The sequence below is a fragment of the Desulfomicrobium apsheronum genome, assembly GCF_900114115.1.
Classification (GTDB): Bacteria; Desulfobacterota; Desulfovibrionia; order Desulfovibrionales; family Desulfomicrobiaceae; genus Desulfomicrobium; species Desulfomicrobium apsheronum.
This window is the reverse complement of sequence record NZ_FORX01000013.1, coordinates 83,879-109,163: the sequence shown is the minus strand read 5'-3', so window position 1 is coordinate 109,163 and position 25,285 is coordinate 83,879. Positions and strand designations below refer to the sequence as shown.

25 protein-coding genes are annotated in these 25,285 nt (G+C 57.5%); 17 read left to right on the top strand and 8 right to left on the bottom strand.

Going from position 1 to position 25,285, the window contains the following annotated elements:
• Positions 1 to 92 precede the first annotated feature (92 nt).
• The 3 genes from BMZ40_RS12650 to BMZ40_RS19630 all read right to left on the bottom strand — a co-directional run bounded on the left by BMZ40_RS12650 (position 93) and on the right by BMZ40_RS19630 (position 2,633).
• Positions 93 to 797: a hypothetical protein gene (locus tag BMZ40_RS12650; RefSeq protein WP_092376322.1), complete on the bottom strand. Its 705-nt coding sequence runs from the start codon at positions 795 to 797 to the stop codon at positions 93 to 95.
• A gap of 377 nt (positions 798 to 1,174) precedes the next feature.
• A complete protein-coding gene (locus BMZ40_RS12645) occupies positions 1,175 to 2,245 on the bottom strand; it encodes a polysaccharide biosynthesis/export family protein (RefSeq protein ID WP_092376319.1) in 1,071 nt (356 codons plus the stop codon).
• Between the two features lie 229 nt (positions 2,246 to 2,474).
• Positions 2,475 to 2,633 (bottom strand): hypothetical protein, encoded by a 159-nt coding sequence (locus BMZ40_RS19630; protein ID WP_177193159.1) that lies wholly within the window; start codon positions 2,631 to 2,633, stop codon positions 2,475 to 2,477.
• A gap of 299 nt (positions 2,634 to 2,932) precedes the next feature.
• Between BMZ40_RS19630 and BMZ40_RS12640 the strand changes: the two genes are divergently transcribed.
• Together BMZ40_RS12640 and BMZ40_RS12635 are read left to right on the top strand one after the other, a co-directional pair.
• Entirely contained in the window at positions 2,933 to 5,269 is a 2,337-nt protein-coding gene (locus BMZ40_RS12640; protein WP_092376316.1) for a GumC family protein, read from the top strand.
• Between the two features lie 64 nt (positions 5,270 to 5,333).
• Positions 5,334 to 6,593, top strand: coding sequence for a tetratricopeptide repeat protein (locus BMZ40_RS12635; protein WP_092376312.1), 1,260 nt, complete (start codon positions 5,334 to 5,336; stop codon positions 6,591 to 6,593).
• 121 nt (positions 6,594 to 6,714) lie between these two features.
• Here BMZ40_RS12635 and BMZ40_RS12630 read toward each other — a convergent pair whose 3' ends face one another.
• On the bottom strand, positions 6,715 to 7,935 hold the full coding sequence (locus tag BMZ40_RS12630) for an O-antigen ligase family protein (protein ID WP_177193158.1): 1,221 nt from the start codon (positions 7,933 to 7,935) through the stop codon (positions 6,715 to 6,717).
• Positions 7,936 to 8,295: 360 nt separating this feature from the next.
• Complete coding sequence (locus tag BMZ40_RS12625; protein WP_092376306.1) at positions 8,296 to 10,185, bottom strand: AMP-dependent synthetase/ligase; 1,890 nt, start codon at positions 10,183 to 10,185, stop codon at positions 8,296 to 8,298.
• A 251-nt stretch (positions 10,186 to 10,436) separates the two neighbouring features.
• On the opposite strand from BMZ40_RS12625, the gene BMZ40_RS12620 reads away from it, so the two are divergent.
• From BMZ40_RS12620 to BMZ40_RS12575, 10 genes are all read left to right on the top strand, one after another.
• On the top strand, positions 10,437 to 11,576 hold the full coding sequence (locus BMZ40_RS12620) for an AI-2E family transporter (RefSeq protein WP_092376303.1): 1,140 nt from the start codon (positions 10,437 to 10,439) through the stop codon (positions 11,574 to 11,576).
• Entirely contained in the window at positions 11,573 to 12,322 is a 750-nt protein-coding gene (locus BMZ40_RS12615) for a SagB/ThcOx family dehydrogenase (RefSeq protein ID WP_092376300.1), read from the top strand. The genes BMZ40_RS12620 and BMZ40_RS12615 overlap by 4 nt, the downstream gene beginning before the upstream one ends.
• On the top strand, positions 12,322 to 13,002 hold the full coding sequence (locus BMZ40_RS12610; protein ID WP_092376298.1) for a zinc metallopeptidase: 681 nt from the start codon (positions 12,322 to 12,324) through the stop codon (positions 13,000 to 13,002). The genes BMZ40_RS12615 and BMZ40_RS12610 overlap by 1 nt, the downstream gene beginning before the upstream one ends.
• A gap of 77 nt (positions 13,003 to 13,079) precedes the next feature.
• A complete protein-coding gene (locus BMZ40_RS12605; RefSeq protein ID WP_092376295.1) occupies positions 13,080 to 14,960 on the top strand; it encodes an ATP-binding cassette domain-containing protein in 1,881 nt (626 codons plus the stop codon).
• Between the two features lie 9 nt (positions 14,961 to 14,969).
• Positions 14,970 to 15,383, top strand: a complete 414-nt coding sequence (locus BMZ40_RS12600; RefSeq protein WP_092376292.1) for a DUF2721 domain-containing protein — start codon at positions 14,970 to 14,972, stop codon at positions 15,381 to 15,383.
• Entirely contained in the window at positions 15,373 to 15,594 is a 222-nt protein-coding gene (locus tag BMZ40_RS12595) for a hypothetical protein (RefSeq protein ID WP_092192372.1), read from the top strand. Before BMZ40_RS12600 ends, BMZ40_RS12595 begins: the two co-directional genes overlap by 11 nt.
• Positions 15,595 to 15,599: 5 nt before the next feature.
• Positions 15,600 to 16,454, top strand: a complete 855-nt coding sequence (panC, locus tag BMZ40_RS12590) for a pantoate--beta-alanine ligase (RefSeq protein ID WP_092376370.1) — start codon at positions 15,600 to 15,602, stop codon at positions 16,452 to 16,454.
• On the top strand, positions 16,455 to 16,805 hold the full coding sequence (gene panD, locus BMZ40_RS12585) for an aspartate 1-decarboxylase (RefSeq protein WP_092376289.1): 351 nt from the start codon (positions 16,455 to 16,457) through the stop codon (positions 16,803 to 16,805).
• 11 nt (positions 16,806 to 16,816) lie between these two features.
• Positions 16,817 to 17,656, top strand: coding sequence for a 3-methyl-2-oxobutanoate hydroxymethyltransferase (gene panB / locus BMZ40_RS12580; protein ID WP_092376287.1), 840 nt, complete (start codon positions 16,817 to 16,819; stop codon positions 17,654 to 17,656).
• Positions 17,657 to 17,740: 84 nt separating this feature from the next.
• Complete coding sequence (locus BMZ40_RS12575; RefSeq protein WP_177193157.1) at positions 17,741 to 18,061, top strand: PilZ domain-containing protein; 321 nt, start codon at positions 17,741 to 17,743, stop codon at positions 18,059 to 18,061.
• A 45-nt stretch (positions 18,062 to 18,106) separates the two neighbouring features.
• On the opposite strand, the gene BMZ40_RS12570 is transcribed toward BMZ40_RS12575, so the two are convergent.
• On the bottom strand, positions 18,107 to 19,297 hold the full coding sequence (locus BMZ40_RS12570; RefSeq protein ID WP_092376282.1) for an MFS transporter: 1,191 nt from the start codon (positions 19,295 to 19,297) through the stop codon (positions 18,107 to 18,109).
• Between the two features lie 103 nt (positions 19,298 to 19,400).
• Here BMZ40_RS12570 and lolA point away from each other — a divergent pair, with 103 nt between their 5' ends.
• Positions 19,401 to 20,039, top strand: coding sequence for an outer membrane lipoprotein periplasmic chaperone LolA (gene lolA / locus BMZ40_RS12565; RefSeq protein WP_092376279.1), 639 nt, complete (start codon positions 19,401 to 19,403; stop codon positions 20,037 to 20,039).
• A gap of 236 nt (positions 20,040 to 20,275) precedes the next feature.
• Here lolA and BMZ40_RS12560 read toward each other — a convergent pair whose 3' ends face one another.
• Together BMZ40_RS12560 and BMZ40_RS12555 are read right to left on the bottom strand one after the other, a co-directional pair.
• Positions 20,276 to 21,001, bottom strand: coding sequence for a J domain-containing protein (locus tag BMZ40_RS12560; protein ID WP_092376276.1), 726 nt, complete (start codon positions 20,999 to 21,001; stop codon positions 20,276 to 20,278).
• Positions 21,001 to 21,459 (bottom strand): YkgJ family cysteine cluster protein, encoded by a 459-nt coding sequence (locus BMZ40_RS12555; RefSeq protein WP_092376273.1) that lies wholly within the window; start codon positions 21,457 to 21,459, stop codon positions 21,001 to 21,003. The genes BMZ40_RS12560 and BMZ40_RS12555 overlap by 1 nt, the downstream gene beginning before the upstream one ends.
• A gap of 182 nt (positions 21,460 to 21,641) precedes the next feature.
• Between BMZ40_RS12555 and mqnC the strand changes: the two genes are divergently transcribed.
• The 4 genes from mqnC (at position 21,642) to trhA (ending at position 25,282) form a co-directional block, all read left to right on the top strand.
• Positions 21,642 to 22,679: a cyclic dehypoxanthinyl futalosine synthase gene (mqnC, locus tag BMZ40_RS12550; protein ID WP_092376271.1), complete on the top strand. Its 1,038-nt coding sequence runs from the start codon at positions 21,642 to 21,644 to the stop codon at positions 22,677 to 22,679.
• Positions 22,676 to 23,899 carry a M24 family metallopeptidase gene (locus BMZ40_RS12545; RefSeq protein ID WP_092376268.1) on the top strand — a complete coding sequence of 408 codons (1,224 nt, stop codon included), beginning with the start codon at positions 22,676 to 22,678 and terminating at the stop codon, positions 23,897 to 23,899. Before mqnC ends, BMZ40_RS12545 begins: the two co-directional genes overlap by 4 nt.
• A 74-nt stretch (positions 23,900 to 23,973) precedes the next feature.
• On the top strand, positions 23,974 to 24,603 hold the full coding sequence (locus BMZ40_RS12540) for an NYN domain-containing protein (protein ID WP_092376265.1): 630 nt from the start codon (positions 23,974 to 23,976) through the stop codon (positions 24,601 to 24,603).
• A gap of 28 nt (positions 24,604 to 24,631) precedes the next feature.
• The gene (trhA, locus tag BMZ40_RS12535) at positions 24,632 to 25,282 is read left to right on the top strand and encodes a PAQR family membrane homeostasis protein TrhA (RefSeq protein ID WP_245751107.1); all 651 of its coding nucleotides are present in this window, start codon (positions 24,632 to 24,634) and stop codon (positions 25,280 to 25,282) included.
• Positions 25,283 to 25,285 lie beyond the last annotated feature (3 nt).

The window sequence follows — 25,285 nt, the reverse complement described above, 5'->3', positions numbered from 1 at the left end:
TTGATTATTGGGTCGCGGATATATGAAGTTTTGCCAATAATTTGTCGAAATATTCAAAGCGGGCCATATGCCGGATTATGTTTGCCTAAGGATTAATATGGACTGCCTTCATCGCCACCTCCGTCTCCTCCGCCACTTCCTGCTGCAAGGGCTGCTATGGCAGCGCCCAGGATTCCCACTGAGGCAGCGCCTACGGCGATTCCTCCCCAGCCTGTTTCTGCAGTTGGGCGAGAGGGATTTCCGGTAATGTTCGACGTGGCGCCTGGAGTGAGTTGAGCCAGGACAATGGTGTCGCCGCGATTAACCACTGTTTGTCCATCTACGGAAACGACTTTGAGTGATCCTTCGGACATGGTCAGGGTGGCTTTGTCTTTGGTGACCTGAAGAGTGCCCCGGAATACATTTTCGGAATTTGCCGGAATGAGATATGGATTCGTTCCTGCGGAGTCTTGAAAAAAAGGCCTGAATCCCAGAGGTTTGGAGCCAGGGCTCATGGCAAAGTCTACACTGCCTTCCATTACCATCAGGTTGAAATGAGTGCTTTCTTCCTGAATTGCGAATACTGTTTTGTCAGCGCTGACAAGATGCAATCCCTCATTCTCTATCAAGCTTTGTCCGTTGCTGGACATGAGTATTCCGTTGGGAACGGGTATTTCCTTGTCCACGACAGTGCCGCTTTCCAATAACGTGACGGTCCCGTTGGGAACCAATCTGGATATTGAGGCTGCGCTCGCCATTAGTGGTTGAAAAAGCATCATGGTGGCGAGCAGGACTGGGAAAAATTGTTTTCTGAACATTTTTGTGCCTTTTGGTTTAAAAATTGTTTGATTCAAGTTTGGTGTATTTATTTTTTTTCTAATATACTCGTATTATATGACTGTGTGCTTAAAAGTATAAAATGCATGTGATATATCACTTAATTGTTGAGCAATATCTCGAACTAAAGTCAATACTTACATGTGTTAATGCGTTAATTTTAGTAATGGGTATAACTAAGTACGTTGAATTTTTATTATTATGGGTATGATTTAGGTGTATGTTATATCGGGCGGCACTGCACAAAGTTGCGAAAGAACCCGAGTGTCTTCACGGGTTTGCGTTTTTTCAGGCAATTCGATTTTGCTGTAGGTTGGTTCGTCAAGTGTCTGATCGGCACCTGTTTTTCAGTGGCCTATTAGCGGGCCGGAGGCGTATAGCCGACACCCAACATGCCGGTTCCAAGCGACAGGCGCACCCCCTGGAAAAAAGTGCCGATGGCGCTTGATTCCACAAAGATGACATCCCGGTCCTGAATCCTGAATTTGTCAGTTTCGCCTCGTTGCAGCTCATCGAGGGACAGTTTCGCCACTTCCCTTCGTCCATTGTCGAGGTAGCGGACCAGCTTGACGTTTCCAGCGTCGGCGAAGGCCTGCAATCCGCCTGCGGAAATAATGGCCTCCTGGACGGACATTTCTTTGCGTATGGGGTATGATCCTGCCTTGCGGACGGCTCCATCCACATAAACCGAGCCAGCTTCAGGCACATAAATCACATCTCCGCCATTGATGGCCACATTGAGCTCTTCGCTGCCTTCCTTGACCATCTGGTCAAGATCTATGAGCAGGGATTGGGGAGTCTCGCCTTGTCGTCCCTTGCGCCGGACCTGCACGACACGTCCGGCGGTGTCGCTGAGACCTTCGGCTATCGCGAGGAAATCCATGAGGTTCATTCGGGAGAAATAATCATAGGTCCCGGGCTTGTTGAGCGCTCCCATCATGGTGACTTTGGAGCCGAACTGCTCTTTGATAAAAATGGTGATGTGCGGATCCTGAAGGTAATTTTCGCGATACAGTTCCTCAATACGCAGTTCGGCGTCACGGACGGCCAGACCGGCAATCCGCACTGTGTTCAGTAGCGGGAGAGAGACCTCGCCACGGGCGCTGACCCGCGCTTCGGTATTGAGGTCGGGAGCTTCGAAGATACTGACTTGAATGAGATCTCCACCGTCCAGGACATAGTCCTCGTAACTTGGAGTCGCGGTGAAGGCCGCAGAAATTTTTTTGTTGAGTTCGGCCACGTCCAAGGGTTTTTCCGCTCCCTGGGCGAAGCTTGTCAGTTTTGTGATGTCGGTCGTGGCCTTGGGGCCTCTCGCCGCGCAAGCCAGGCAGAGGCTCGCGAAGAGAAGAGTCGAAATTTTAAGGATCGAAAAGATGATGGACTGATTTGTTCGGCCGAATCCTGCAATTTTGTGAGAAGCTATTTTCATTTATGATCCCGTTTGAATTTTGTTCTTCGACCGACATGTCACTGCGTGGGAAAAGAAACTCACAGACCGTGCCGTAAGATGGCCCAACCGTCCCGGGGCTTGGTCAACATCCCTTTTCTGCTCCTGTGGCGATTATTTTTGAAAAATTCCTTTACTTACGACACTGTAAAAAGTTGTCATTCCCTTGAAGAAGAGGATTTGTGCCTTTCTAACTAACTGAAAAAGTTTATTATGTTTCATTTTTCGACATGGGCCGCATACCCATGCCAGGCACACGTTCGCGGCATTGAAACTCAGGTTCTTGCGCGACTTTTTGCAGTGTCGCCTTTACTGCTGTTGCTTGGATTAAAACCAGGGTGGTTTTTTGATCAAGACTCTCTTCTTCCATGATTTTTCTGTGTGAATCGTTTATTCAGGAATTCTTAGAAAAAAATGAATTGTGGCCGTGAATTTTTTATATGGGAATGTCGCTTAGTTTTTTTTATCTTTAACGAATAGCGGGATATATAAGTACATGAGTGTTTTTATATATACGTGTATATATTTATGATAAAGTTACAAATACTATTATAATTAGATATTTAAAATAGCCCGTATTTTTTTGAATAGAGAAAAGTTTCACCGCGCTGTTAATTGGTTTGAGATCCAACCAACTGAAATTTTTTAAGGTTCAAAAAGGCTTTTATCATGGCTGAAAAAGAACATTTCGAGGCTCTCCAAAGGGACGGCGCAACATTTTTCACTCCTCTGCACGCAAGCCGGGCGCCGTTCTCCTCGACGGAATTTCGGGAATCGCCGCATGATGTGGAAATCGAGGTGAACCTACGTGATTACCTAGATGTGCTCCTCAGACGCAAATGGCTCATCGGCTCGATATTGTTCGCAGTCTTCGTGACCACGGCCATCATCACCCTGGCCATGACGCCGATCTACAAGGCCACGGGCAGACTCGAATTCACCCTTCAGTCGCCCAAGGTTACCAAGTTCGAGGACATGACGGTTCCCCAGACCCAGACACGCGAGTTCATGAATACGCAAAGTAAGCTGCTGATTTCGGATTCTCTTGCCTGGCGCGTCATAGAAACCTTGGATCTGGTCAACAACCCAAGTTTCAATACGGACATCGAAACCGAAAATGGTTCAGGACTGATGAGCGGTATTGGCAGTTTGCTGAAGAGGCTTGTCGGACACTCTTCCGAAGTGGATCCATCGGAGTTGGAAAGGCACGAGGCCGAAGTCCAGCAGCGACTGCTCAAATCGTTCATGAAAAGCCTGGAAGTCAAAGCGGAGCGCGACACCACTATTCTGAACCTGGCTTTTTCCTCCGAGAATCCTGCGGTGGCGCGGGATGTGGTGAATACTCTCATTCGGAGCTTCATCTTCTGGCAGATGGACAAGAAGGTTCAGTCCGCGAGCCTGGCCAATGAACAGTTGGGGAAGCAGATCGATCTGGCTCGGATCAGGCTGGAGAAGTCCGAGGCCGAGTTGAATCGGTTTGCGCAAAAAGCGGGCATCGTGTCTCTCGATAGCCGCATGAATCTGATCTACAAACAGCTTGAGGCCATCAACACCGCGCTGGCCGCGGCTCACGCCGAACGATTGTCGAAAGAGGCCCTGGACATGCAGGCGCGTGAGGCCGGAATTTCCGGCATGCCCATGGTCATCGCCAACCTACTCATCCAGCACTTGCGACAGCATCACGTCGTACTCGTCTCGGAGTACGAGGATATGCTTGTCGTCTTCAAGCCGGATTATCCGGAAGCCAAACGCCTCAAGGCCAAGATCGACGATGTGGCCGCGAAAATCGCTGATGAGGAAGACCGTATCCTGCAGGCCATCCGCAACGATTACCTCGCGGCCGTCAAAAACGAGGATGGCCTCCGTGTGCAGGCCGAGAAGGCCAAGGCGCAGGCCATGGACCTCAATGACAGAGCTACGCAGTACAATATTCTCAACCGCGAAGTGACGGCCAACAAGGATATTCACCAATCGTTGCTGCAACGCGCCAAGGAGATCGACGCTACGATGGGTGCGGATATCAGCAACATCCAGGTTGTGGATAACGCCCTGTTGCCTGTCATCGCCGACAGGCCGCGCATCAAGCTCAATTTGTTCCTGTCCATGGGCATCGGCCTCATGCTTGGCTTGGCCGCTGCATTTCTGCTCGAATTTATGGACAATACAATCAAGAGCGTGGACGAGCTGTCCGATCGCTTCGGGATAACTATCCTCGGGGTGCTTCCCGAGGTTGAGGACGGTCTCAAGGACAAACTTGATGATCTGGTCGTCTGTGATCCTCGGGCGGGTTTTTCCGAAGCCATCCGCACCACCCGGGTATCCATCCAACTATCCACCACCGGTGTCGGAAGCACTCAGAAGCTGCTCATCACCAGCACTACGGAAGGGGAGGGCAAATCGACCATAGCCGTGAACATGGCAAAGGCTTTTACTGCCGCAGGGGAAAAGGTTCTCATTATCGACGCTGATTTGCGACGTCCACGGCTGCACAAGGTCTTTTCCCAAGCTGTTCCGGGCGGAGGCGGGCTCAGTGAGCTTTTGGTCGAAACCAGGAGTCTGGAAGATGTATTGAGAGCGACCGACATGAAAAATCTCTATTTCATTCCTGCGGGCTTGTTGCCGCCCAATCCCGCCGAGCTTTTGGCCTCGAAGCGCATGCACCAGTGTTTGGAAGAGTTGGGCAAGACCTTCGACCGAATTATCATCGACGGACCTCCTTCTGTCGGTTTTGCAGACGTGTTGGTGTTGAGCAGCCTGGTTAATGGCGTCATACTGATCAGCACCCTGGGCAAGACGCACCGGCAGGCGTTGTCGCTGTTCCGAAGTTCCCTGGCCAACATCAATGCCCGCTTTCTCGGTAGCATTGTCAATCGGTTAAATGTCCAGAGCCGCTTCGGCGGGTTTTATTCCAAATATTACTACCAATCATACGGCTACGAAAACCGTAGCCCCGAACGTGGAACCGAGGCCTCCTTGGAAGGTCCGAAGTCGTCAGCCGCTTCCTGAGCCGACGCACTCAGCTGTGTCGCGAGTCGGACACCTTCGGAACGGGGCATCATTTTTACAGGGCATGGCAAGAAACACCAAGATGATAAAGGGTAGCGCCGCTCAAGGAGCGCTGCGTATCCTGACGACGACCGTCTGTCTTGTAATGGGCTGTTGTTTGCTGTTCGGGGCGTATTGTTCGTCACGTTTCGTCGCCAAGGATTGGGAGTTTGTGCTGCAAAGTTCCTGGATGGATCCCTGGGCTCGGACCTGGATTCGAAGGGGCGATACGGCCCGTTTTGAAAACATGGATACAGACGGCGCAGTTGAAGCGTATTGGCAGGGCGTTGCCCGCAATCCGCTTCTGCTCGGTGCATGGTTTGCGCTGGCTCGATTGCTGCCTCGACTTGATGAGGAGGCCAAAGCGGAATCTCTTCACGATGTTCTGCTTGCGCACGTTCCTTCCTCGACCCCGTGGCGGTGGCACCAATTGATGCTCGCCGCCGACATAAAGGATGAAGCCACGTTTAAAGAAGGCTTCAATTATGTACTGAGCCGACTCCCAAGGCATCGCCAGGAGGCTGTAATGTTGGCCCTGGATTTTTGGGGAGGATGGATTGAGATTTTGCCCCGAACCTTGCCCGAAAACAGATGGTTCGTGCTCCAGGAGTGCATGGCGCGAAAGCTCGTTGACACATGCATGGAGTTATACGTGGTCCTGGAAAAGGATCAGCCTGATTTGTTGAATACTGAAAGGAGCTACAGGTTCATCGAATTTCTGCTTGAGAACCGGAGTTGGCCTGAGGCGGCTGATCTTATGCGTCGGTCGGGCATGTTCCAGGACTCTCTTGTCATCAATGGACAGTTTCAAAAACCTTTGACGCAGGAGGTTTTAGGATGGCGTCGGAAAAGTGTCGAGGGCGTGGACGTGAAAATCGAGCCATTTCGCGGAAAAGACGAGGGATCGGCTTTGCACCTCCATTTTCTAGGGACAAACAATCCGCGCTATGATAATTTTTGGCAGTACGTGCCGCTTCGTCCCGGGATCGACTATGAACTTCGCTTTTCCTGGAAGGCGGATCAATTGACCACGGATCAGGGCGTGTTCGTGGAGCTTCGAGGCCTGGATTGCGATGAATTGCGTGTTCAGAGCCCTGCAATTCTCGCGAGCCGGGATTGGACCGAGGAAGTGCTTTCTTTCCGGACGCCTTGGGGTTGTCAGATGGCTCGAATCGGATTGCGTCGCAACGAGAGTTTGAAATTCGACAACAAAATTGCGGGAAATGTTTGGTTTGATGCCGTGACGCTGATTGAAAAGCGCAGCCGGCCGCTAGACAGAGATTAATCCTGTCGATCACCAAGATCAGCACTTACTCGCTATGAACCTTACTCACTTTTGTTTTTAGGTCCGCTGCATGGATGGTTTGTCGGAATCGGAGCCGTCGTTTGCAGGCAGTGGCGTTTTTTCAGTCCGTCTGCCCGGCCTGGTCAGTGTTTTCCCGCGAAATGTGAATGTGAAAAATTGCCACCATGATAGCCGTCAGCTGGTTCGCGGGGATGGCATTGTTGAATTCCACCCAAGAGTGCAGGAGATATCCACCAAGGGCGGCCAGGGAGCCGGCTGCCAGAACAAGGCGATCCGGGTCCATGGTTTGGCGTTTTCGCCATAGAAAAAAGGCCCGGCTGCACCACAGCGCCCAGATGCCGAGGATCAGAATGCCGGCGGCAGGCAGGCCCATCTCCACGACTGCTTCGAGGTAGTCATTGTGGGCATGGTGGGCCCGCAGTTGCGGGCTGAATGCATTTTGGTAGGCCCGGCCTACGGATGGATAGGTGCCGAGTCCGGTGCCGGTCAGAGGGTGATCCCGGACCGCGTTCCATCCGTCCTTCCAGATTTCAACTCTTACCGTTGCACCCTGGCCGATTTGAGAAAAGCGGTTCGAGATGTCGTCGAAACCGATGATTGTCCCATAACCGAGCATGATGATCCAGCATGCGAAGAGGGCCGCGGTAACTCGTTTTTGACGGAGTCCGGCAAAAAGATAGAGCAGGGTGAAGGACAGCAGGGCCCCCAGAATCCCTCCCCGGGACTGGCTGAGCACGAGGCCAAGGATGACCAGGGCAAGACAGAAGACGGCAAAGACTTTCTGCTGCACGAGGACTTGAGCTTGCGCCCGCTTGCCGAGGACATGTTCCATCTTGCGTGGAGATTTGAGTATGAGGACATAGGCCAGCAGCACGGGCCAAAGCAGTCCGAGAAAAGCTGCATAGTGGTTGCGATTGATGAACGTGCCGCGAGCGGAACCTTTGTAGGCGAGGCCGGTCTGAGGATCCATGTTCCACAGGACGCCCAGACCGGGCAGCAGCGCCTGCAGGATGCCATAGATCGCTTCGAGGCCAGCCAAGACAAAGAGGGAATGCAGGAGCCAGACAGGGTATTTTGCTCGGCCGGAGTTCAGGGCCTGGGCCAGGAGCACGGCGAAAGTGAGAAGAAAGAGCCACCACGCAAGACGCATCCATGTCGCCAGCGGTTCGTAGCTGATGGTGGTGCTGGAGATGTTTCCCAGTTCAAGGAGCGTCCTGGCCCATTGTCCCCGGACGGGAGATAGGGTTTCAAGCAGGGCGAGAGGCAGGGGGATGATTTGCAAAAGCGGCACCAGAAGAAAACACAGGCCGATGATCAGCAATCCCCGCAGCCTCTTGTCGGGCGGCGAGACTCTGAATCGAAAATGCCACGCCCCAAGGCAAAGAAAGAAAAGTCCGGTCACGCCTTGCCAGATCCACGGTCTGGCTCCCCCGAAAAAAAAGATCAGCGCCGCGAGAGGACAAAGGATCAAAAGGTAAAGGAACTTGTCCCCGCTCGCGGAGTCACTTCCGGGCGCGGTTTGTGCTTTGAGTTTTGCTGGTCCTGGACGCCACAACTTCTCGAAAGAGGTCATGAGTGTTCTCTTATTCCTAGCTGCAGGAGGGGCGCGTGCACAGAATCGTGCTGTCTGTGCCGCGTGCCCGATTTGTTCCAGGAAGGCATGCGCCGGTAGCGCGGCGCGTTATTTGAGGAGCCGGTTTATGATATCCTTGTACTTCTTTTCTATGACGTGGCGTTTTTTCTTGAAGGAATTGGTCAACTCTTCGCCGAGGGTGAACTCCTTATCGAGAAAGTGGATGTTCTGGAGTTTTTCGTAGGGTTTGAAGCCCTTCTTGGCGTTCAGGAGTTTGTTCATTTCTTCGCGCAGACGATCGAGGAGCTGCTTGTCGCGCAGAGCTCCTTCGGTCTCTTCGAGCACCTGATTGTACTTTTCCAGCACGAATTCACGTAGCTTCTCCAGATCCGGGACGATGAGCGCGCCCAGGCCCTTCTTGTCCTGGCCTACGAGCACCGCGTCCTGCACGAAGGGGAACATGGACAGCGTGGCCTCGATGTTGGTTGGATCGACATTCTCGCCGCTGGCCAGGACAATGATTTCCTTGGCCCGGCCGGTAATGACCAGTTCCCCGGTGAGGGTCAGTCGTCCAAGGTCTCCGGTGCGCAGGAACCCGTCGAGGGAGAATGCGTTCTCGTTGGCCTCGTCGTTTTTGTAGTAGCCCTTGAAGACCTGCGCGCCGCGAACCTGAATTTCGCCTTCGACGCCCTTTGGCACCGGCTCTCCCAGATCGTTGACGATGCGCAGTTCGGTCTCGCCAACGGGGGGCCCGATGGTGCCGAAGATGTCACAGTTGAATCCGCGTCCGGCGATGCCGGGCGAGCACTCGGTCATGCCGTAGGCGTTGATGATGCGGATGCCGATGGCGTCGATCCATTCATCCAGATAGGGTGGCAGGCTGCCACCGCCGCTGATGGCGCCCTTGAGACGACCGCCGAATTTTTCCTGTACGAGCACGAGTTTCTTTTTGGCCAAGAGGTTGGGCAGAAAGAGAAACATGTTTGAAACCAGGGCCTGCACCTTGTCCGCAAGGCGCAGGGGAAAGGCCCTCTTCTTGAAGACGGGCAGCTGATCGCGCAGCACGCGCGCATTGCGGCGGTAGGCAGCGGAGACCCGGACCAGCAGATTGAAGATCTTGGCTTTCTTGGGATCCTTTTTCTTCAGCCCCGTCGTGATCTTGGAATACAGGGATTCCCAGATGCGCGGCACGGTTGCGACCAGGGTGGGCTTGTAGGATTCCAGATCAGCGGCGAAAGTGCGGATGGATGAGTAGACCAGACAGCTGCCGGTGGCGATGCCTATGTATTCTGCGGTTCGCTCGAAGATGTGCCAGGTCGGTAGGATGGACACCCACACATCATCGGCCTGCAGCCTGATGAGCGGCGGCAGGGTGCGCACGTTGTGCATGATGTTGGCATGGTTGAGCATGACCCCCTTGGGGGTTCCGGTGGTGCCGGAGGTGTAGATGATGGTCAGCAGGTCTTCCGGGGTGATCTTGTCGGCCAGCCCCCTGAACCATTCGATGTCCTTGGGTTCGATGGAACGGTTTTCGAGCAGCTCCGCGTATGACGTGGCCTTGTCGAACCAGGAGTGTTTTTCGGAGCCGGCGGCAATGAATACGCCCTTGAGCTTGAGGCTTTTGATCAGCGCCTGGCAATCCTTGTAGTTCTTGTCCGTCTCGACAATCAGGAATTCGGCGTCCGAATGGTTGACGATGAATTCGACTTCGCTCGGAGGAGTGTCGGTTCCGCGCGGAACGCTGACCGCGCCCAGGGCTTGCAGGGCCAGGTCCGTGACAATCCAGGAATAGCGGTTGTCGGAGAGGATGAAGACCTTGTCGCCTTTGCGAACCTTGTTGGCCTTGAAGGCCCGGGCAAGAATGAGCACATCTTCGAAGAACTTTTCATAGGTGACTCTGAATTCGTCCTCGCCCACGCGATAGATGAAGGCGAGATTGTCGCGGTGCCGGTCGCAAGTTTCCAGAAAAGTGTGGAAAAACGTGGGTGCAAAGGCCATTTCGAGGTTCTCCCGGTAAGGAAATGAATCCGGTCGATAAAAACTTCTCCGATGACGGTCACGCAATACGGGAGAAGGCGCCATGATCACGAGGCAAGAAGCGTCGAATAAGCCTTGTAATGTATGACAAGCTTTGTATCAAATCAAGCCTGCGAATCCGGGGCTTCCAAGGCATTCCCTACTCTGCTATCCGCAGTCGTGACAGGCGGGTTCCTGTGTATTTTTCGCTCCGCCAAGCCTCGGGAGGGCTGATGATTCTCGACAACACTCCGTATTCCTTCGACCGCGTCGTGCGCATGGCCCTGGCGGCAGGCCTGCTCTGGGGCGTCATCACGACCCTTGGTTACCTCAGCGATGTGCTCATCCCCTTTGCCGTGGCCCTGCTCCTGGCCTACATTCTCAATCCACTGGTGCACCGCGTGCAGATGTTCGTGAAGAGCAGAGGGCTGGCCATAGGTCTGACCCTGTTTTTTTTCTTTGTCGCGGTCGGCGGGCTATGCTGGATCATCATTCCGCTCATGGGGCGCGAGGTGGCGCACATGGGTCGGCTCATTTCCGACCTGGTCAGCAACTCCAAGCTGGCCGAGGAAGCCGCCAACCGTCTGCCTCCCGATGTGTGGCAGGCCCTGCGGGATTATTTCAACACGCCCGAGGTGCGGGACTTTTTCCGCACCGACAGCTTCATATCCATGGCCCAGGCCACCCTGCGCCGGGTCCTTCCCGGACTCATGGGGATCATCAGCGGCACCTACAGCGTGCTCATGGCCCTGGTCGTGCCGGCCGTGGTTCTCTTGTACCTCATCTTTCTGCTCATGGATTTTCAGAAGGTTAGGGTTGCCTGGAAGGAGCTGATTCCACCCCAGTACCGCGAGGGCGTCGTGTCTTTCGTCGAGGAATTCGATCTGGCCATGAACCGCTATTTTCGCGGCCAGACGACCATCGCGGGCATTCTCGGAATTTTTTTCGCCACCGGCTTCTCCCTGGTCGGCCTGCCCATGGGCATCCTGCTCGGATTATTCGTCGGGCTGCTCAATCTGGTTCCTTATCTTCAGTTGCTTGGGCTCATTCCAGCCGTGGTGCTGGCCGCCATTCACGCTCTTGAGACCGGCCAGTCCTTCTGGGTGGTCATGGGCATGACCGGCCTTGTTTTCGTGGTCGTGCAGATCATCCAGGACGCGGTGCTCGTGCCGCGCATTCTGGGCAAGGCCATGGGCCTGTCCCCGGCCGTGATGCTCCTGTCGCTTTCGATCTGGGGCAAGCTTCTTGGGTTGCTCGGCCTGTTGATCGCCCTGCCCATGACTTGTCTGGCGCTGGCCTATTATCGCCGTCTGGTGCTGGCGCCTGCCACGCCTGAGCTGATTGTAAAACCGGCAGGGGAGGGCGGCTCATGAACATGCGGACCATGCGCGATTTTTTGAAGGATGATTTGCGGTTGCAGCTCGATTTTTCACGCTCGGACCAGAATCGAGGCATCGCGCCGCCTCCGGTGGAGAAGCCTGTCCGGGCGGATCAGACGCGGATTGCGCTGCCGGGCGACCCGGCCACGGCCTTTGCCGGGCGCGTCGATCTGGTCCGCGCCCTGGCCGATCGCAAGAGCCACCGGGCCTGGCGCGATGAGCCGCTGGGTTCCGAAGAACTTGGCTTTCTGCTCTGGGCCGTGCAGGGGGTGCGCGGGAAGAAGGGGGCGGCCAGCGTGTTCCGCACCGTCCCTTCGGCCGGATGCAGGCATGCTCTGGAAACATACGTGCTGGTCAACAACTGCGAATCTCTTGAGCGGGGTGTGTACCGTTACCTGCCCCTTGAGCACGCCCTGGTGCTGGAAGCCCCAGCCGGGGCTGATTTCAGCGCTCGTCAGCACGAGGCCGTACTCATGCAGGGCTTCGTGGCCAAGGCGCCCGTGGTGCTGGTCTGGGCGACCATCCCCTACCGGATGGAGTGGCGCTACATGGCCGCCGCTCACCGGGTCATCGCTCTTGATGCCGGGCATGTCTGCCAGAATCTGTATCTGGCGGCGCAGGCGGTGGGTTGCGGCACCTGCGCGGTGGCGGCCTTTCACCAGCAGGCCCTGGACGCGCTCCTGGGCGTGGACGGAGAAGACGAGTTCGCTCTGTACCTGGCTCCCGTGGGCAAGATCTGATGCCCTATGTTGCCGGGCTGCTGGTGCTGGTTGCGCTTATAGCCCTGCCTGGGCTGTGGGCCCGGCACGTCCTCGAACGGTATGGCCGGGATGAATACTTTTCAGGGACCGGCATAGACCTGGCCGGAATTTTGGTCCGTGACCTGAGTCTCGACGGTGTGCGAGTGGAGACCACGGAGCTCGGCGATCATTACGACCCCGCCGAGAAGGTGGTGCGGCTCAATCCCGTGAGTACCGGCAAGCGCTCGCTCACCGCCGTGGTCGTGGCCGCGCACGAAGTGGGGCACGCCCTGCAGGATCAATCCGGGGACGGATTGCTGCGTTTTCGCACGGGGCTGGTCAGGTTCGGGATCTGGGCCGAACGCATCGGAGCCGCAGCGATCATGGTCGCTCCGCTTTTGGGCGCGGCCCTGCAAGTGCCTCTGATCGGCCGCCTGCTGCTGGTCAGCGCGGTCCTTGTGCTCGGCATCCCGGTCATCGTTCATCTGGTGACCCTGCCCGTGGAGCTGGATGCGAGCTTCAATCGTGCCCTTCCATTGCTCAAGGCCGGAAGATACATCCCGCCCGAGGACGAGAGGGCGGCCCGTCGGATATTGACGGCCTGCGCCCTGACCTACCTGGCGCAGGCCCTGGCCAGCATGTTCAACATCCTGCGCTGGATCAGGCTTTTCAGGCGATAGATTCCCTTCTGGACAATCCGGTTGATTCTTCCTAGTAGTCGGGGCGTCCGAACAACCAACCCGCTTTCCCCCAATTCATGGCACTCATCAGCGCAAGCAACATATCCCTCTCTTTTTCCGGTCCGCTTTTGTTGGACAACATCAGCCTGCAGATCCATGCGGGTGAACGTATCTGTCTCCTTGGCCGCAACGGCGAGGGCAAGTCCACGCTCATGCGCATCCTGTCCCGCGAAATCACCCCCGATTCGGGAGAGGTGGGGCTTGGCAAGGGGCTGGTCACGGCCTCCCTGCCGCAGGAGGTTCCCTCGGACCTCACGGGCACGGTCTATGACGTGGTCGCTTCCGGGGCCGGTGAGGCCGGGCTTTGTCTGGCGGCCTTGCGGCACGAAGGGCATGACGACGCCTGCATCGACCCGGCGCTGCTTGCCCGGGCACACCGCCTGCTTGACGAGCAGGCCGGCTGGAGCCTGACCCGCAAGATCGATACGGTCATCACCCATCTGGGGCTGGACCCCGAGGCGCAGTTCACCTCCCTGTCCGGCGGCGTGAAGCGCAAGACCCTTCTGGCCCGGGCCCTGGCCGGGGAGCCGGACATCCTTTTTCTCGACGAACCGACCAACCATCTGGATGTGGATGCCATCCGGTGGCTGGAGGATTTTCTGGTCAAGCAGTCCCGAACCCTCTTTTTCGTCACCCATGACCGCATGTTCCTGCGTCACGTGGCCAATCGCATTCTGGAGCTGGATCGCGGGGTGCTGGTGGACTGGGCCTGCGATTACGACACTTTTCTGCAGCGCAAGGAGGACGTGCTGGCCACGGAGGAGACCCTGTGGCGCAAGTTCGACCAGAAGCTCAAGGAAGAGGAGATCTGGATCAGAAAGGGCATCAAGGCCCGCCGTACGCGCAATGAAGGGCGCGTGCGCGCCTTGCAGGCCATGCGCGCCGAGCGCAGTCAGCGCCGCGAGCGGACCGGCACGGTGTCCATGCAGATCCAGGAGGGCCGCAAGACCGGAGGTCTGGTCCTGGAGGTCACGAACATTTCCTACGCCTGGGGTGACGAGCCGGTCATTCGCGATTTTTCGGCCAACATCATGCGCGGCGACAAGGTCGGCATCGTCGGTCCCAACGGCGCGGGCAAGACCACGCTTCTGAAGCTGCTCCTTGGAGCTCTTGCCCCCCAGAGCGGCAAGGTCCGGCAGGGCACGCACCTTGAGGTCGCCTATTCGGACCAGATGCGCTCCCTGCTCGACGAGACCAAGACCGCGCGCGAGATCGTCGGCGAGGGTGCGGACTACATCGACGTGAACGAAAACCGCCGCCACGTCATCGGCTACCTGAAGGATTTTCTCTTCACCCCGGACCGCGCCCAGACCCCCGTAGGGCTTCTGTCCGGCGGGGAGCGCAACCGGCTGCTTCTGGCCAAGCTCTTCACCCGGCCCTGCAACGTGCTCGTTCTGGACGAACCGACCAATGACTTGGACCAGGAGACCCTTGAGCTTCTGGAAGAACTTATCGGCGATTTTCCGGGCACCGTGCTCGTGGTCAGCCATGACCGCGAATTCCTGAACAACACGGTCACCTCCTGCCTGGTTTTCGAAGGCCAGGGGCGGGTGGTCGAGTACGCCGGCGGCTATGACGACTGGCTTTCGCAGCGGCCACAGGTCGCGGAGCCCGAGCCGGTCCTGCCCAAGGCGGCAAAGCCCAGGGTGGCCAAGGCCCGCAAGCTGACTTACAAGGAAAATATGGAACTCGACGCCTTGCCCGGACGCATCGAGGCGCTTGAAGCTGACATCGCGGCCCTGCAGGAACAGATGAACGATCCTCAATTTTACACCAACGATCACACTGTCGTCGCGGCCGCAGCCGTCCGGCTCGAGGTCCTGGAGGCGGAGCTGGACTCCCTGTTGACCCGCTGGGACGAGCTTGAAGAGCTGCGCATGGTGTGCGAGTCCTCATAAAGGATACACATGGAAATCACCCTGACCACTCCGGCCCTGCTCTTTTCGACCATTTCACTCATCCTGCTGGCCTTTACCAACCGTTTTCTGGCCTTGGGCAGCAGGATCAGAACCCTGTATGACCGCTATCAGGACAACCACGGTTCGTCCCTCTTGGCCCAGATCGAAAACATGCGCCTGCGGGTGAACCTGATCCGGCTGATGCAGCTCTACGGAGTGGTGAGCCTTTTTTTGTGCGTCCTGTGCATGTTTTGTCTTTTTGCCGGGCTTGTGACCCTGGGCAAGTTCCTTTTCGGACTGAGCCTTTTGGCCTTGTTGGTCTCCCTTGGTCTGTCCACGCGTGAGATCCACATTTCCACACAGGCCCTGAACATCCAACTGGAGAGCCTGAGCCTCTCGCAGGAGGAAAGCGATGCACGCTGATTTTGGTGACTTTCGGGATTTCATTTGCAGAAAATGCGGCTTGTACGGGATGGTCGATGTCATCGGCATGGAGTTCGTGTACGACCAGACCACGGGCATTCTTTATGACGTGATCGACGATCCGGACGGACGACGCAAGGGAGATCAGATCGTGTGTGATTGCGGGTGCGAATTTTTCGACATGCAGGTGCATTCCAAGAGGGGCAAATGAGCGGGATGAAGCGAATCCAAAGCCCCCGGTCCATGCAGGAGTTGGGGCTCGAGTGGCGCAGGCAGGGGATTTGCGTCGGCCTGGTGCCGACCATGGGCTACTGGCACGAGGGGCATCTGAGCCTGATGCGCTGGGCCCGCGAGCACTGCGATCTGCTGGTGGCCTCCATCTTCGTCAATCCGACCCAGTTCGGTCCGGGAGAGGATCTGGAGAACTACCCCTCGGACATCGAGCGCGACTCCGCCCTGGCCGCCGAGTGTGGCGTCGATGTGCTCTTCACGCCCTACAAGGCCGAGATGTATCTCCCGGGTCACGGCACCTGGGTCAATGTCCCGGAGCTCACGAAAAATCTCTGCGGGCGTTCGCGTCCCGGACATTTTCAGGGCGTGGCCACGGTGGTCTGCAAACTTTTCAATCTCGTGCAGCCGACCTTTGCCGCCTTTGGCGAGAAGGATTGGCAGCAGGTGGCCGTGATCCGCAAGATGACGCGTGAGCTGGACATTCCGGTGCGCGTCGAGGGTCGTCCCATCGTTCGCGAAGCCGATGGGCTGGCCATGAGCTCCCGCAATGTTTATCTGACTGCCGAGGAAAGAGCCGTGGCCCCGCATATCCAGAAGGGACTCTGCCTGCTCGAAGGCATGGTCAGGGCCGGGGAACGGGATTGTGGCGCGCTGCGCAAGGCGGTTCGGGATTATTACGCGGCGTGGATTCCTTCCGGAGTGCTTGATTACCTTGAACTGGTCGATCCCGAGACCATCGAGACCGTGGATCACGTTCACTCCGATTTTCTGGCCGCCGTGGCCCTGCGACTCGGCAAGGCGCGGCTCATTGACAACAAACGAATCAACCTAGAGAAATAAATGCCTTTACGTACATTTTTGCAGGCCAAACTGCACCGCGCCATCATCACCGGGGCCGAGGTCGACTACGAGGGCTCCGTGGCCATCTGTCCCGACCTCATCCGCGCCGCCGGTTTTCATTTGAACGAACGCGTCGATATCTACAATGTGGATAATGGAGAGCGTCTCTCCACCTATGTCATTCTCGGCGAGAAGGGCGAGATCTGTCTGAACGGGGCCGCCGCGCACAAGGGCAGCCGTGGCCAGAAAGTCATTATCGCCTCCTATGTGCAACTGACCCCAGAAGAGATCCCCGGCCATCAGCCCACCGTGGTCCTGGTTGGAGCAGACAACGAAATCATCAGATCCTAGCGGAGAAAAGCATGAAAACCTTGAACGATTTCATCCAGATGAAGAAGAACGGCGAGAAGATAGTCATGCTCACGGCCTACGATTATCCCTCGGGCCGTCTGGCCGAGGAGGCCGGTATCGACGTCGTTCTGGTCGGTGATTCCCTGGGGATGGTCGTGCTCGGTTACGACTCCACCGTGCCCGTGACCATGGCCGACATGATCCACCACACCCGCGCCGCCCGGCGCGGGGCCAAGAATACCTTCATGCTCACGGACATGCCGTATCTGACCTATCAGATATCCACGGCCCAGGCCATGGAGAACGCTGCCCGTCTGGTGCAGGAAGGGGGATGCGAGGGCATCAAGATCGAGGGTGGCGAAGAGATCGCGCCGCAGGTTCGGGCTCTGGTCAATGCCGGAATTCCCGTCTGCGGGCACATCGGCCTGACCCCGCAGTCGGCCACTGCGCTGAGCGGTTACAAGGTCCAGGGACGCACCGCCGAGGCGGCCAAAAAACTGCTGCACGACGCACTGGCGCTTGAAGCGGCCGGGGCGTTCATGATCGTGTTGGAATGCATTCCTGCGCAGGTCGCGGAACTGATCAGCAAACGCCTCTCCATACCCACCATTGGTATCGGCGGCGGCGCGGCCTGTGACGGACAGGTGCTGGTCTTTCACGACACCCTGGGGCTCTTTGAGCGTTTCGTGCCAAAATTCGTGAAGCAGTTCGAGACGTTGGGAGCAAAAGCCAAGGACGCTCTGGGTGCTTACGCCGCCGAAGTCCGCTCTGGCGCCTTTCCTGACGTCGCGCATTCCTTTTCCATGAATGAAGAGCAGTTGCAAAAGATTTACGGCGATCACGAGGACTGACATTCGGTTCTGTTCGGTGTTCTTTTTTTCTGCTAGATGACGCGCGTGGTGAAGAGATTCGAGATCAGCCGCGAGGAGGTCCGCATGCCAAACATCATCCGCCCCAATATCAATCGGCGGCAGTGGCCGCGCCACGAAAAGAAATATCTGGTGCAGATAGCCACGTCCCTGCAAAGCGGTTTCAGTCCGGCCACCGTGTTCAATTTCAGTCGCGGGGGGCTATGCTTCGTCCATCCCGAACCTCTGGAAAAGGGGGGCGGGATCATGGTCCGCCTGCCGCAGGATCTGGTCGGTCTGGCCCGGGATGTGAAGGCCAGGGTCAAATGGTGCGTACCGTCCAGTACAGGAGGGTACGCCATCGGAATCCAGTACGAGGAACCCCTGCTTTGGACCAGATACGAATAAGGCCCCAACTGAGGGCCTTTTTCATTTCAGGGGGTGCGGAATTATTCAGGATTCGGGGATGCGTAGTTTCAGGATGGCGATGAGGCTCACGGCGAACAAGGCCGCGCCAAAAAGAGAGAAGGACAGTGCGAAGCTGAACCGTTCCCCGGTCCAGGCCAGCACGGCGGGGATGAGCCCGGCTCCGATGATGGACGTGCACGTGACGGTCAGGGACACGGACAGATCGCCGGTGGCCTTGGGGCAGACCAGGGCCAGGACCGCAAATCCCACCGGGAAGAAGCAGACCACGAATATCGGTTGCAGGGTCAGCATGGTCACTGTCCACCACAGCGGGCCGAATCCGGACAGGAACGTCGTAAACCCCGTGCCCAGCAGGCAAAGGGCCAGGGTGCGGCGATAGCCGATGCGCCGGATGATCCATCCCGTGGCGGGTAGAAAGACAAGGGACGCGGTGCGCGAACAGCCAAGTATGATGTTCGCCATTTCACGGGTAGTTCCCTTTTCCATGACCAGGAATGCGGGCACCAGATTGTAGATTCCCATTTCCACACCCACGGCCAGGACAAAGAGCAGGGCCATGATCCAGAAAGCCGGCCTGGTCACGATGGTTTTTATATTGCCGAGCACGGGCGCCATGCCCGGTCGCACGGTTCGCGGTCCGCGCTTGGCATAGACCACGGCCAGGATCAGGCACGCGGCTCCGAGCAGGCGGAAAAGGGCCGGGTAGCCAAGGAATCCAAGGAACAGTTCGCTGATGAAAGGTGCGGCGATGAAGGCCAGGTTTGGAGCCAGTTCATGAATGGAGAAGGCTTGGCCCCAATAGGCCGCTGGGGTGATCTCGGTGATGGTCACCACGCCTGATGGCATGTACAGCCCCGCTCCAATGCCCATGAGGGTGATCCAGATCGAAAAGCCGGTGAACGAGTCGCTTCCCGCCAGTCCCAGAAGGCCAATGCCGATGCCGGCCACCGATGCGACGATGGTGCCCTTGTGCCCGATGCGTTGGGATACGAATCCCGCGCAGAGGACGGAGGCGCTGTATCCGCCTGCGAGACAGACAAAGAGGTTGGCGCTGGCGGCAAGGCTGCGGCCAAGATGTTCGCTGATTGGGAGCAGCAGGGGGCCGAACATGGTCCGCGCCAGAAAATTGGCGAGGAAGACCGTTGTCAGCAGCGCCAGGGCAGGCAGGGCCGGGGCGAATGGCGCGGGGGAATTTTTTTTCTGGTCTGGGTTCATCGCTTAACAACCGTGAGGAAACTCTGTATTTGCCCAAGTGGCGTAAAGGGATCATCCGATACGTCCATTGAATCGTGAAAGCAACATCAACCAGGAGGTTCGTGTGCCGCGCTTTTTTATGGGGCTTTTTATCGTCCTGACCAGCGTCTGGTGCGCACAGGCTGCGGATTTGAGCGATCAGATCCAAAAGCGATATGATACTTTGCAGTCTTTTCGGGGCTTTTTTCTGCAGAAACTGACCAACGCCTCCAGCCGAGAGGTGCAGGAACGGCTGGGCAGCATCACCTTCAAACGCCCCCGCTTCATCCGCTGGGAAACGACCAGTCCCGAAAACGAGCTGCTCATCATCGGCCAGGATACGGTCTGGGAATATTTCCCTGCCGAGGAGACTGTTTACCGTTATTCGGTTGAGCAGGTCTTGAGTTCCAAGACCATGATCCGTTTTCTGTCAGGCGAAGCCAACCTGAAGGACGACTTCATCGTTCAGGACCTGGGCGCGGACGGGGAATTCAGGCACCTCAAGATCATCCCCCGTGAACCCGAGCCCAATCTGGTCGAGGGAGAACTCTGGGTCCGGCCCGGACAGGACATGCTTGAGAAGATCAAGCTTGTGGATTTCTTTGGAAACGTGAACGAACTTGAACTGACCGGTATCGAGCTTGATGTGGAGGTGTCGGACAAGGAATTCACCCTGGATCCGCCCAAGGGCACGGAAGTTATTGAGGGGTTGGTCGGGGAGTGAAAAGAATGGGGCTTATGGGAGTATGGGTCTTATGGGACCTATAGGACCTATGGGAAAGGCAGGGGTGCGTGTTTTTTGTGCGTTCCATGGGGCCCATGCGCCCCATTTTCTTGGACAGCCAGTGATCGCAGGTAAATATAGCCCCGCAATGCCCCGGGTCGCTGGCCCATGTCCGTGGGAAGGCAGGGGCGCGTGTTTTTTATGCGTCCCATGGGTCCCATACGACCCATTTCTTTTTAAACAGCCAGCAAGCGCAGATAAAGATCGCCCCGCCATGGGCCGAGTCGTCGGCCCATGCCCTTGAGACGGATGGGCCGCCCGACCACGAAGTCCGGGGGCAGGGTTACGTCTATGGTGCGGGGTTCGGCTGTGAAGCGGTGCCGGATTTGGACTCGCAGGGTGGTGCCGGGGATGAGGTCGCGGGCGGGCATGCGCACGGTCTGGCGGTCGTCGAGTTGCCCGGAGGCCCAGTCCTTGATGCTTTGGACAATGCCCTTGCCGAGATCGATGCTGAGGGCGCGTTCTCCCCACTTGAGGTCCAGCTTTTTTGTCGTGACCGGCTGTGAGCTGGCTTCTTCAGGCTGGACCCCGCGTTTGAGCTTGCTGAAAATATCCTCGAAGACCTGCTTGGCGAAGGGGTCATTGAGTATGTCCCGGAGCACCTCTTCCTGCTTGGCGGAGAATCCGCCGGAGGGTTTTCCGCCGCGCTTGACCCTGGCTTCCTCTTCCTGACGGATGGTCTCGGCATTGAAGCGCCGCTTGTCAGAAGGTTCGGTCTCCAGATTTTTCTTGAGCAGCACGTAGGCTTCGTTCAGGCGGCTGAAACTTTGGGCCGCGCGCGCATCGCCGGGATTCAGGTCCGGATGGTACTTGAAGGCCAGTTTGCGGTAGCTGGCCTTTATCTCGTCCAGGGTTGCCCCGGGGGAGACTTCCAGCAGAGAATAGCACTCGGACAGACGCATCAGATTTTGTCCATCAGGTCCGCGATGCGCAGGGCGTTGGCCTCGTCCTCGCGGCCCGTCTTGGCCAGGTGGTTGTCCCTTACATAGGCGATGCCCAGACGGGCGAATTCGGTGTGGCCGCATTCGGGACGGATGCCCGGGCAGTATTCCTGGGCCAGTTCCCAGCTTACGGGATCGACCAGATTACCGCGGAAGAAGGGCCAGGCGCGGCACACGTCCGGCTTGGCCGGGTGTACGGTGCAGGCGGTTTTGGGGTCGAAAAAGACGCAGTAGCCGTCCTCGCCACAGCGCAGGACCAGTTTTTTTCCCTGGGGCTCGGTGTAGCGGGAGCAAAATTCCTCGACCGCCATGCCCAGATGTGCGGCCAAGCGTTCACGTTCCGGGGCCGAGGCGACGATGCCTCCCTGGCCTTGGCAGCAGTGCCCGCACATGCGGCAGTCAAATACGGATTCGGTCATTGTCACCTCTTGCTTGGGCCCGACTTGAACCACAAGGCGCGGAGTTTGGCAAGGGCTTCGGGGACGGGCTCGCCGGGCTCCGAAAAGGGGTCGCGTGACGCCGTGGCGCTCTGCAAACCCTTGACCTTCCGCCCGGCCAAAAGCTAGCACTTCGCCATCCCACCATCATCCAAGGAATGCCTATGAACACCCGCCTGAACAAGAACGAGGCCCGCTACGTCTGGGACATGAACGATGTCTTTTCCCTCGGAAAGCTCGCCCACCAGCGTCGCATGGAAATGCATCCGGAGGGAATCGTCACCTATATTGTCGATCGCAACATCAATTACACCAACGTCTGCGTGTCCGCCTGCAAATTCTGCGCGTTTTTCAAGGGCCCGGGCGAGGAGGGCGGTTACGTCCTGCCCACGGAGGAGATTCTGTCCAAGGTCAGGGAAACAGTGGACGTGGGCGGTTATCAGATTCTGCTGCAAGGGGGGATGAATCCTGATCTGCCCCTAGGGTATTACACCGATCTTCTGGGCACGCTCAAGAGCCATTTTCCGGGCGTGGCCGTGCATGGCTTTTCGCCTTCCGAGGTCTGGTACCTGAGTGAGAAGGAAGGGCGCTCCGTGGCCGACATCCTGACGGAGCTGCGCCGCGCGGGTCTTGATTCCATGCCCGGCGGCGGAGCCGAGATTCTCAATGACGAGGTCAGGGATCGCGTTTCTCCGCGCAAGTGCACGGCGGATCAGTGGATCGATGTCATGGAGACAGCCCACGGCCTTGGCATGCGCACCACGGCGACCATGATGTTCGGGCAGGGAGAGACCTTTGCGCAGCGCATGGAGCACCTTGATCGGCTGCGCGACCTGCAGGACCGCACCGGCGGATTCACGGCCTTCATCCCCTGGACTTTTCAGCCCCGCAACACGCGCATGGTCATGCCCGAAACCTCGTCGCACGAGTATCTCAAATTTCTGGCCCTGTGCCGACTGTATCTGGACAATATTGACAACATCCAGGCCTCCTGGGTCACTCAAGGGCCCATGATCGGCCAGTTGGCCCTCTTTTGGGGCGCCAATGATTTCGGCTCGACCATGCTCGAAGAGAATGTCGTCGCGGCCACGGGCGTGCATTTTCTGCTGCCCGAGGATCGACTGCGCGGGCTGGTCGAGCGCGCCGGATTCACTCCCCGGCGGAGGACCATGGACTACACCCTGTGCGAGGAGGTCGCATGAGCTTTGTTTCCCTTGAGCAAATGCCCCTGTCCGAGACCCGGGAACGCGTCTCGCGCCTGCGGGTTCACATGGCTGAGGCTTGCCCCGAAGCGTCGGGAATTCTGGTCTTTTCGCGTCTTGGCATCTACCATCTGAGCGGAGCCTGGGCCAGCGGCGCGTTGTGGGTGCCCATGACCGGCGAGCCCGTGCTGCTGTGCCGCAAAGGCGTGGAGCGTGCCCGTCTCGATTCGCCGCTCGAGCGCATCATGGAGTTCAAGTCGTATTCGCAGTTGCCCGGTCTGCTGCGAGAGGCCGAAGCTCCTCTTGGCGATATGGCGGCCGTTGAAATGACGGGGCTGAGCTGGTCCATGGGGGAGCTTTTGCGATCGAAGCTGCCGGGGGTCAGGCTGGTTCCCGGTGACAGGGCCCTGGCCTGGACCCGCGCCGTCAAGACCGATTGGGAGCTGGCCAAGCTGCGCCTGGCCGGAGCGCGCCACGACCAGGCGCTGAACGACACTCTGCCCGACCTTATCCGTCCCGGCATGACCGAGCGGGAAATTGCCCTGGCCGTGTGGGACGCCTTTTACCGGCACGGCCACCAGGGCATGATGCGCATGCAGAACGCGGGTGAGGAGATTTTTTTGGGGCATGTCGCGGCCGGAGATTCCGCCAATTATCCCAGTGTGTTCAACGGTCCCCTGGGCCTTCGCGGGGCGCATCCGGTGCTCCCTTTCCTGGGCTATGCCGGTAAGGTCTGGCAGCGCGGGGAGCCACTGGCCCTCGACTGCGGATTTTGCCTTGAAGGCTACCACACGGACAAGACCCAGGTGTACTGGGCGGAAGAGTCGGTGATCCCCGAAGAGGCGGATCGCGCCCAGGATTTCTGCCTGCAGATCCAGGAACACCTGAGCAGCCGCCTGGTGCCCGGCGCCATCCCGGCGGACCTTTACCGCGACTGCATCCGCATCGTGCTGGCCAATAACATGGGCGAGGGCTTCATGGGCCTTGGTCGCAACAAGGTCGGATTTCTGGGGCACGGCATTGGCCTTGCCATCGACGAGTGGCCGGTCATCGCCCCAACCTTCGACCGCCCCCTGGAAGAGAACATGGTCCTGGCCTTGGAGCCCAAGATCGGCATCAAGGGGCTTGGCATGGTCGGGGTGGAAAATACTTTCGTTGTTACGCCAAAGGGCGGCGAATGCCTGACCGGCGAGCGTTTCGGCCCGACTTTTCCGGCTTAACGCATGTGGCGAACGTTTTTATAGTATGCTAGGTATTTTTATAAGCATATTTTGGAACATAAGTACGAGGATTCATGACCCAAAAACGTAGACTCTGGCTTATCGACGCAGGTTATCTTTTCAACGCTCGGCATAGCGTGCGTAGCGGCTATGAATTCAGCTATTTGCGCCTTAGAAACCATTTGGAGCAGGACGGCCTCATCTGGAGGGCCTACTATCTCAACTCCACGCCCAATCCGCCTTCGGACGGGCAGGACAATTTTCATCGCTGGCTGCGCAGCGGGCCGCCGTTTGGGCCCAAGATCATCACCAAGTTCTATACGCTCAAGCAGCAGCGCGCTGACAAGGCCTATTGCGAGGAGTGCGGCCAGAAGGTGTCGCTCAGGTGCCAGAATCAGACCGGGGATTTCACCCATCGGGTCTTCAACGAGATCCAGAAGGGCGTGGATGTGGCCATCGCCACCCTGTCGCTCATTCATCAGCGCAATTACGATACGCTCATGCTGTCCTCCGGCGATTCTGATCTACTTGACGCCGTTGAGCACCTCTCGGAGCAGGGCAAGAGCATAGAGCTCGTGGTTTTCAGGGACGGGGTTTCCTCGGAATTGCAATGCCGGGCCGACCGGATTTACTGGATAAACGATTTCGCGTCCGAAGTGGACAATTCCTTTCGCGATGCGGGAGGAGACGGTGACAACCCCTGAGGGCCAAGGCCTGGGGATGGAGGAGTATATGAACATGGACAGGTCCGTTTCTCAGTATTCCCAGGGCGAAGAAATCGCCAACAGCATTACCCACGCCATTGCGGCCGGGATGTCCATCGCCGCTCTGGTGGTGCTCATCGCTCGGGCCGTGTCCCAGGGCGACGCCTGGCACGTGGTCAGTTTTTCCATTTTCGGCACCACGCTCATCCTGCTCTACATGGCGTCCACCCTGTATCACGCCATCCCGTTGCCACGGGCAAAACGCATTCTGAAGACCCTGGATCACAGCGCCATTTTCCTGCTCATCGCCGGCACCTACACGCCCTTCATGCTGGTCAATCTGCGTGAAACCGTGGGCTGGACCGTGTTCGGGGTGGTGTGGCTTCTTGCGGTGGCCGGAGTCGTGCTCAAGTGCTGCTTCGTGTATCGTTTCAAGCGCCTGTCTCTGACCATCTATCTCGGCATGGGCTGGCTCTGCGTTCTCATCGGGCGGGATATGTACGCGACCCTGTCCGGCACCAGCTTGGTCTTTCTGGCCTTGGGCGGACTGGCCTATACGCTGGGTGTCATTTTCTATGTATGGGATCGTCTGCCCTACAATCACGCTATCTGGCACCTTTTTGTCATCACGGGCAGTACCATGCATTTCTTCTCGGTTCTTAACACCCTGCCGTCATAGTCC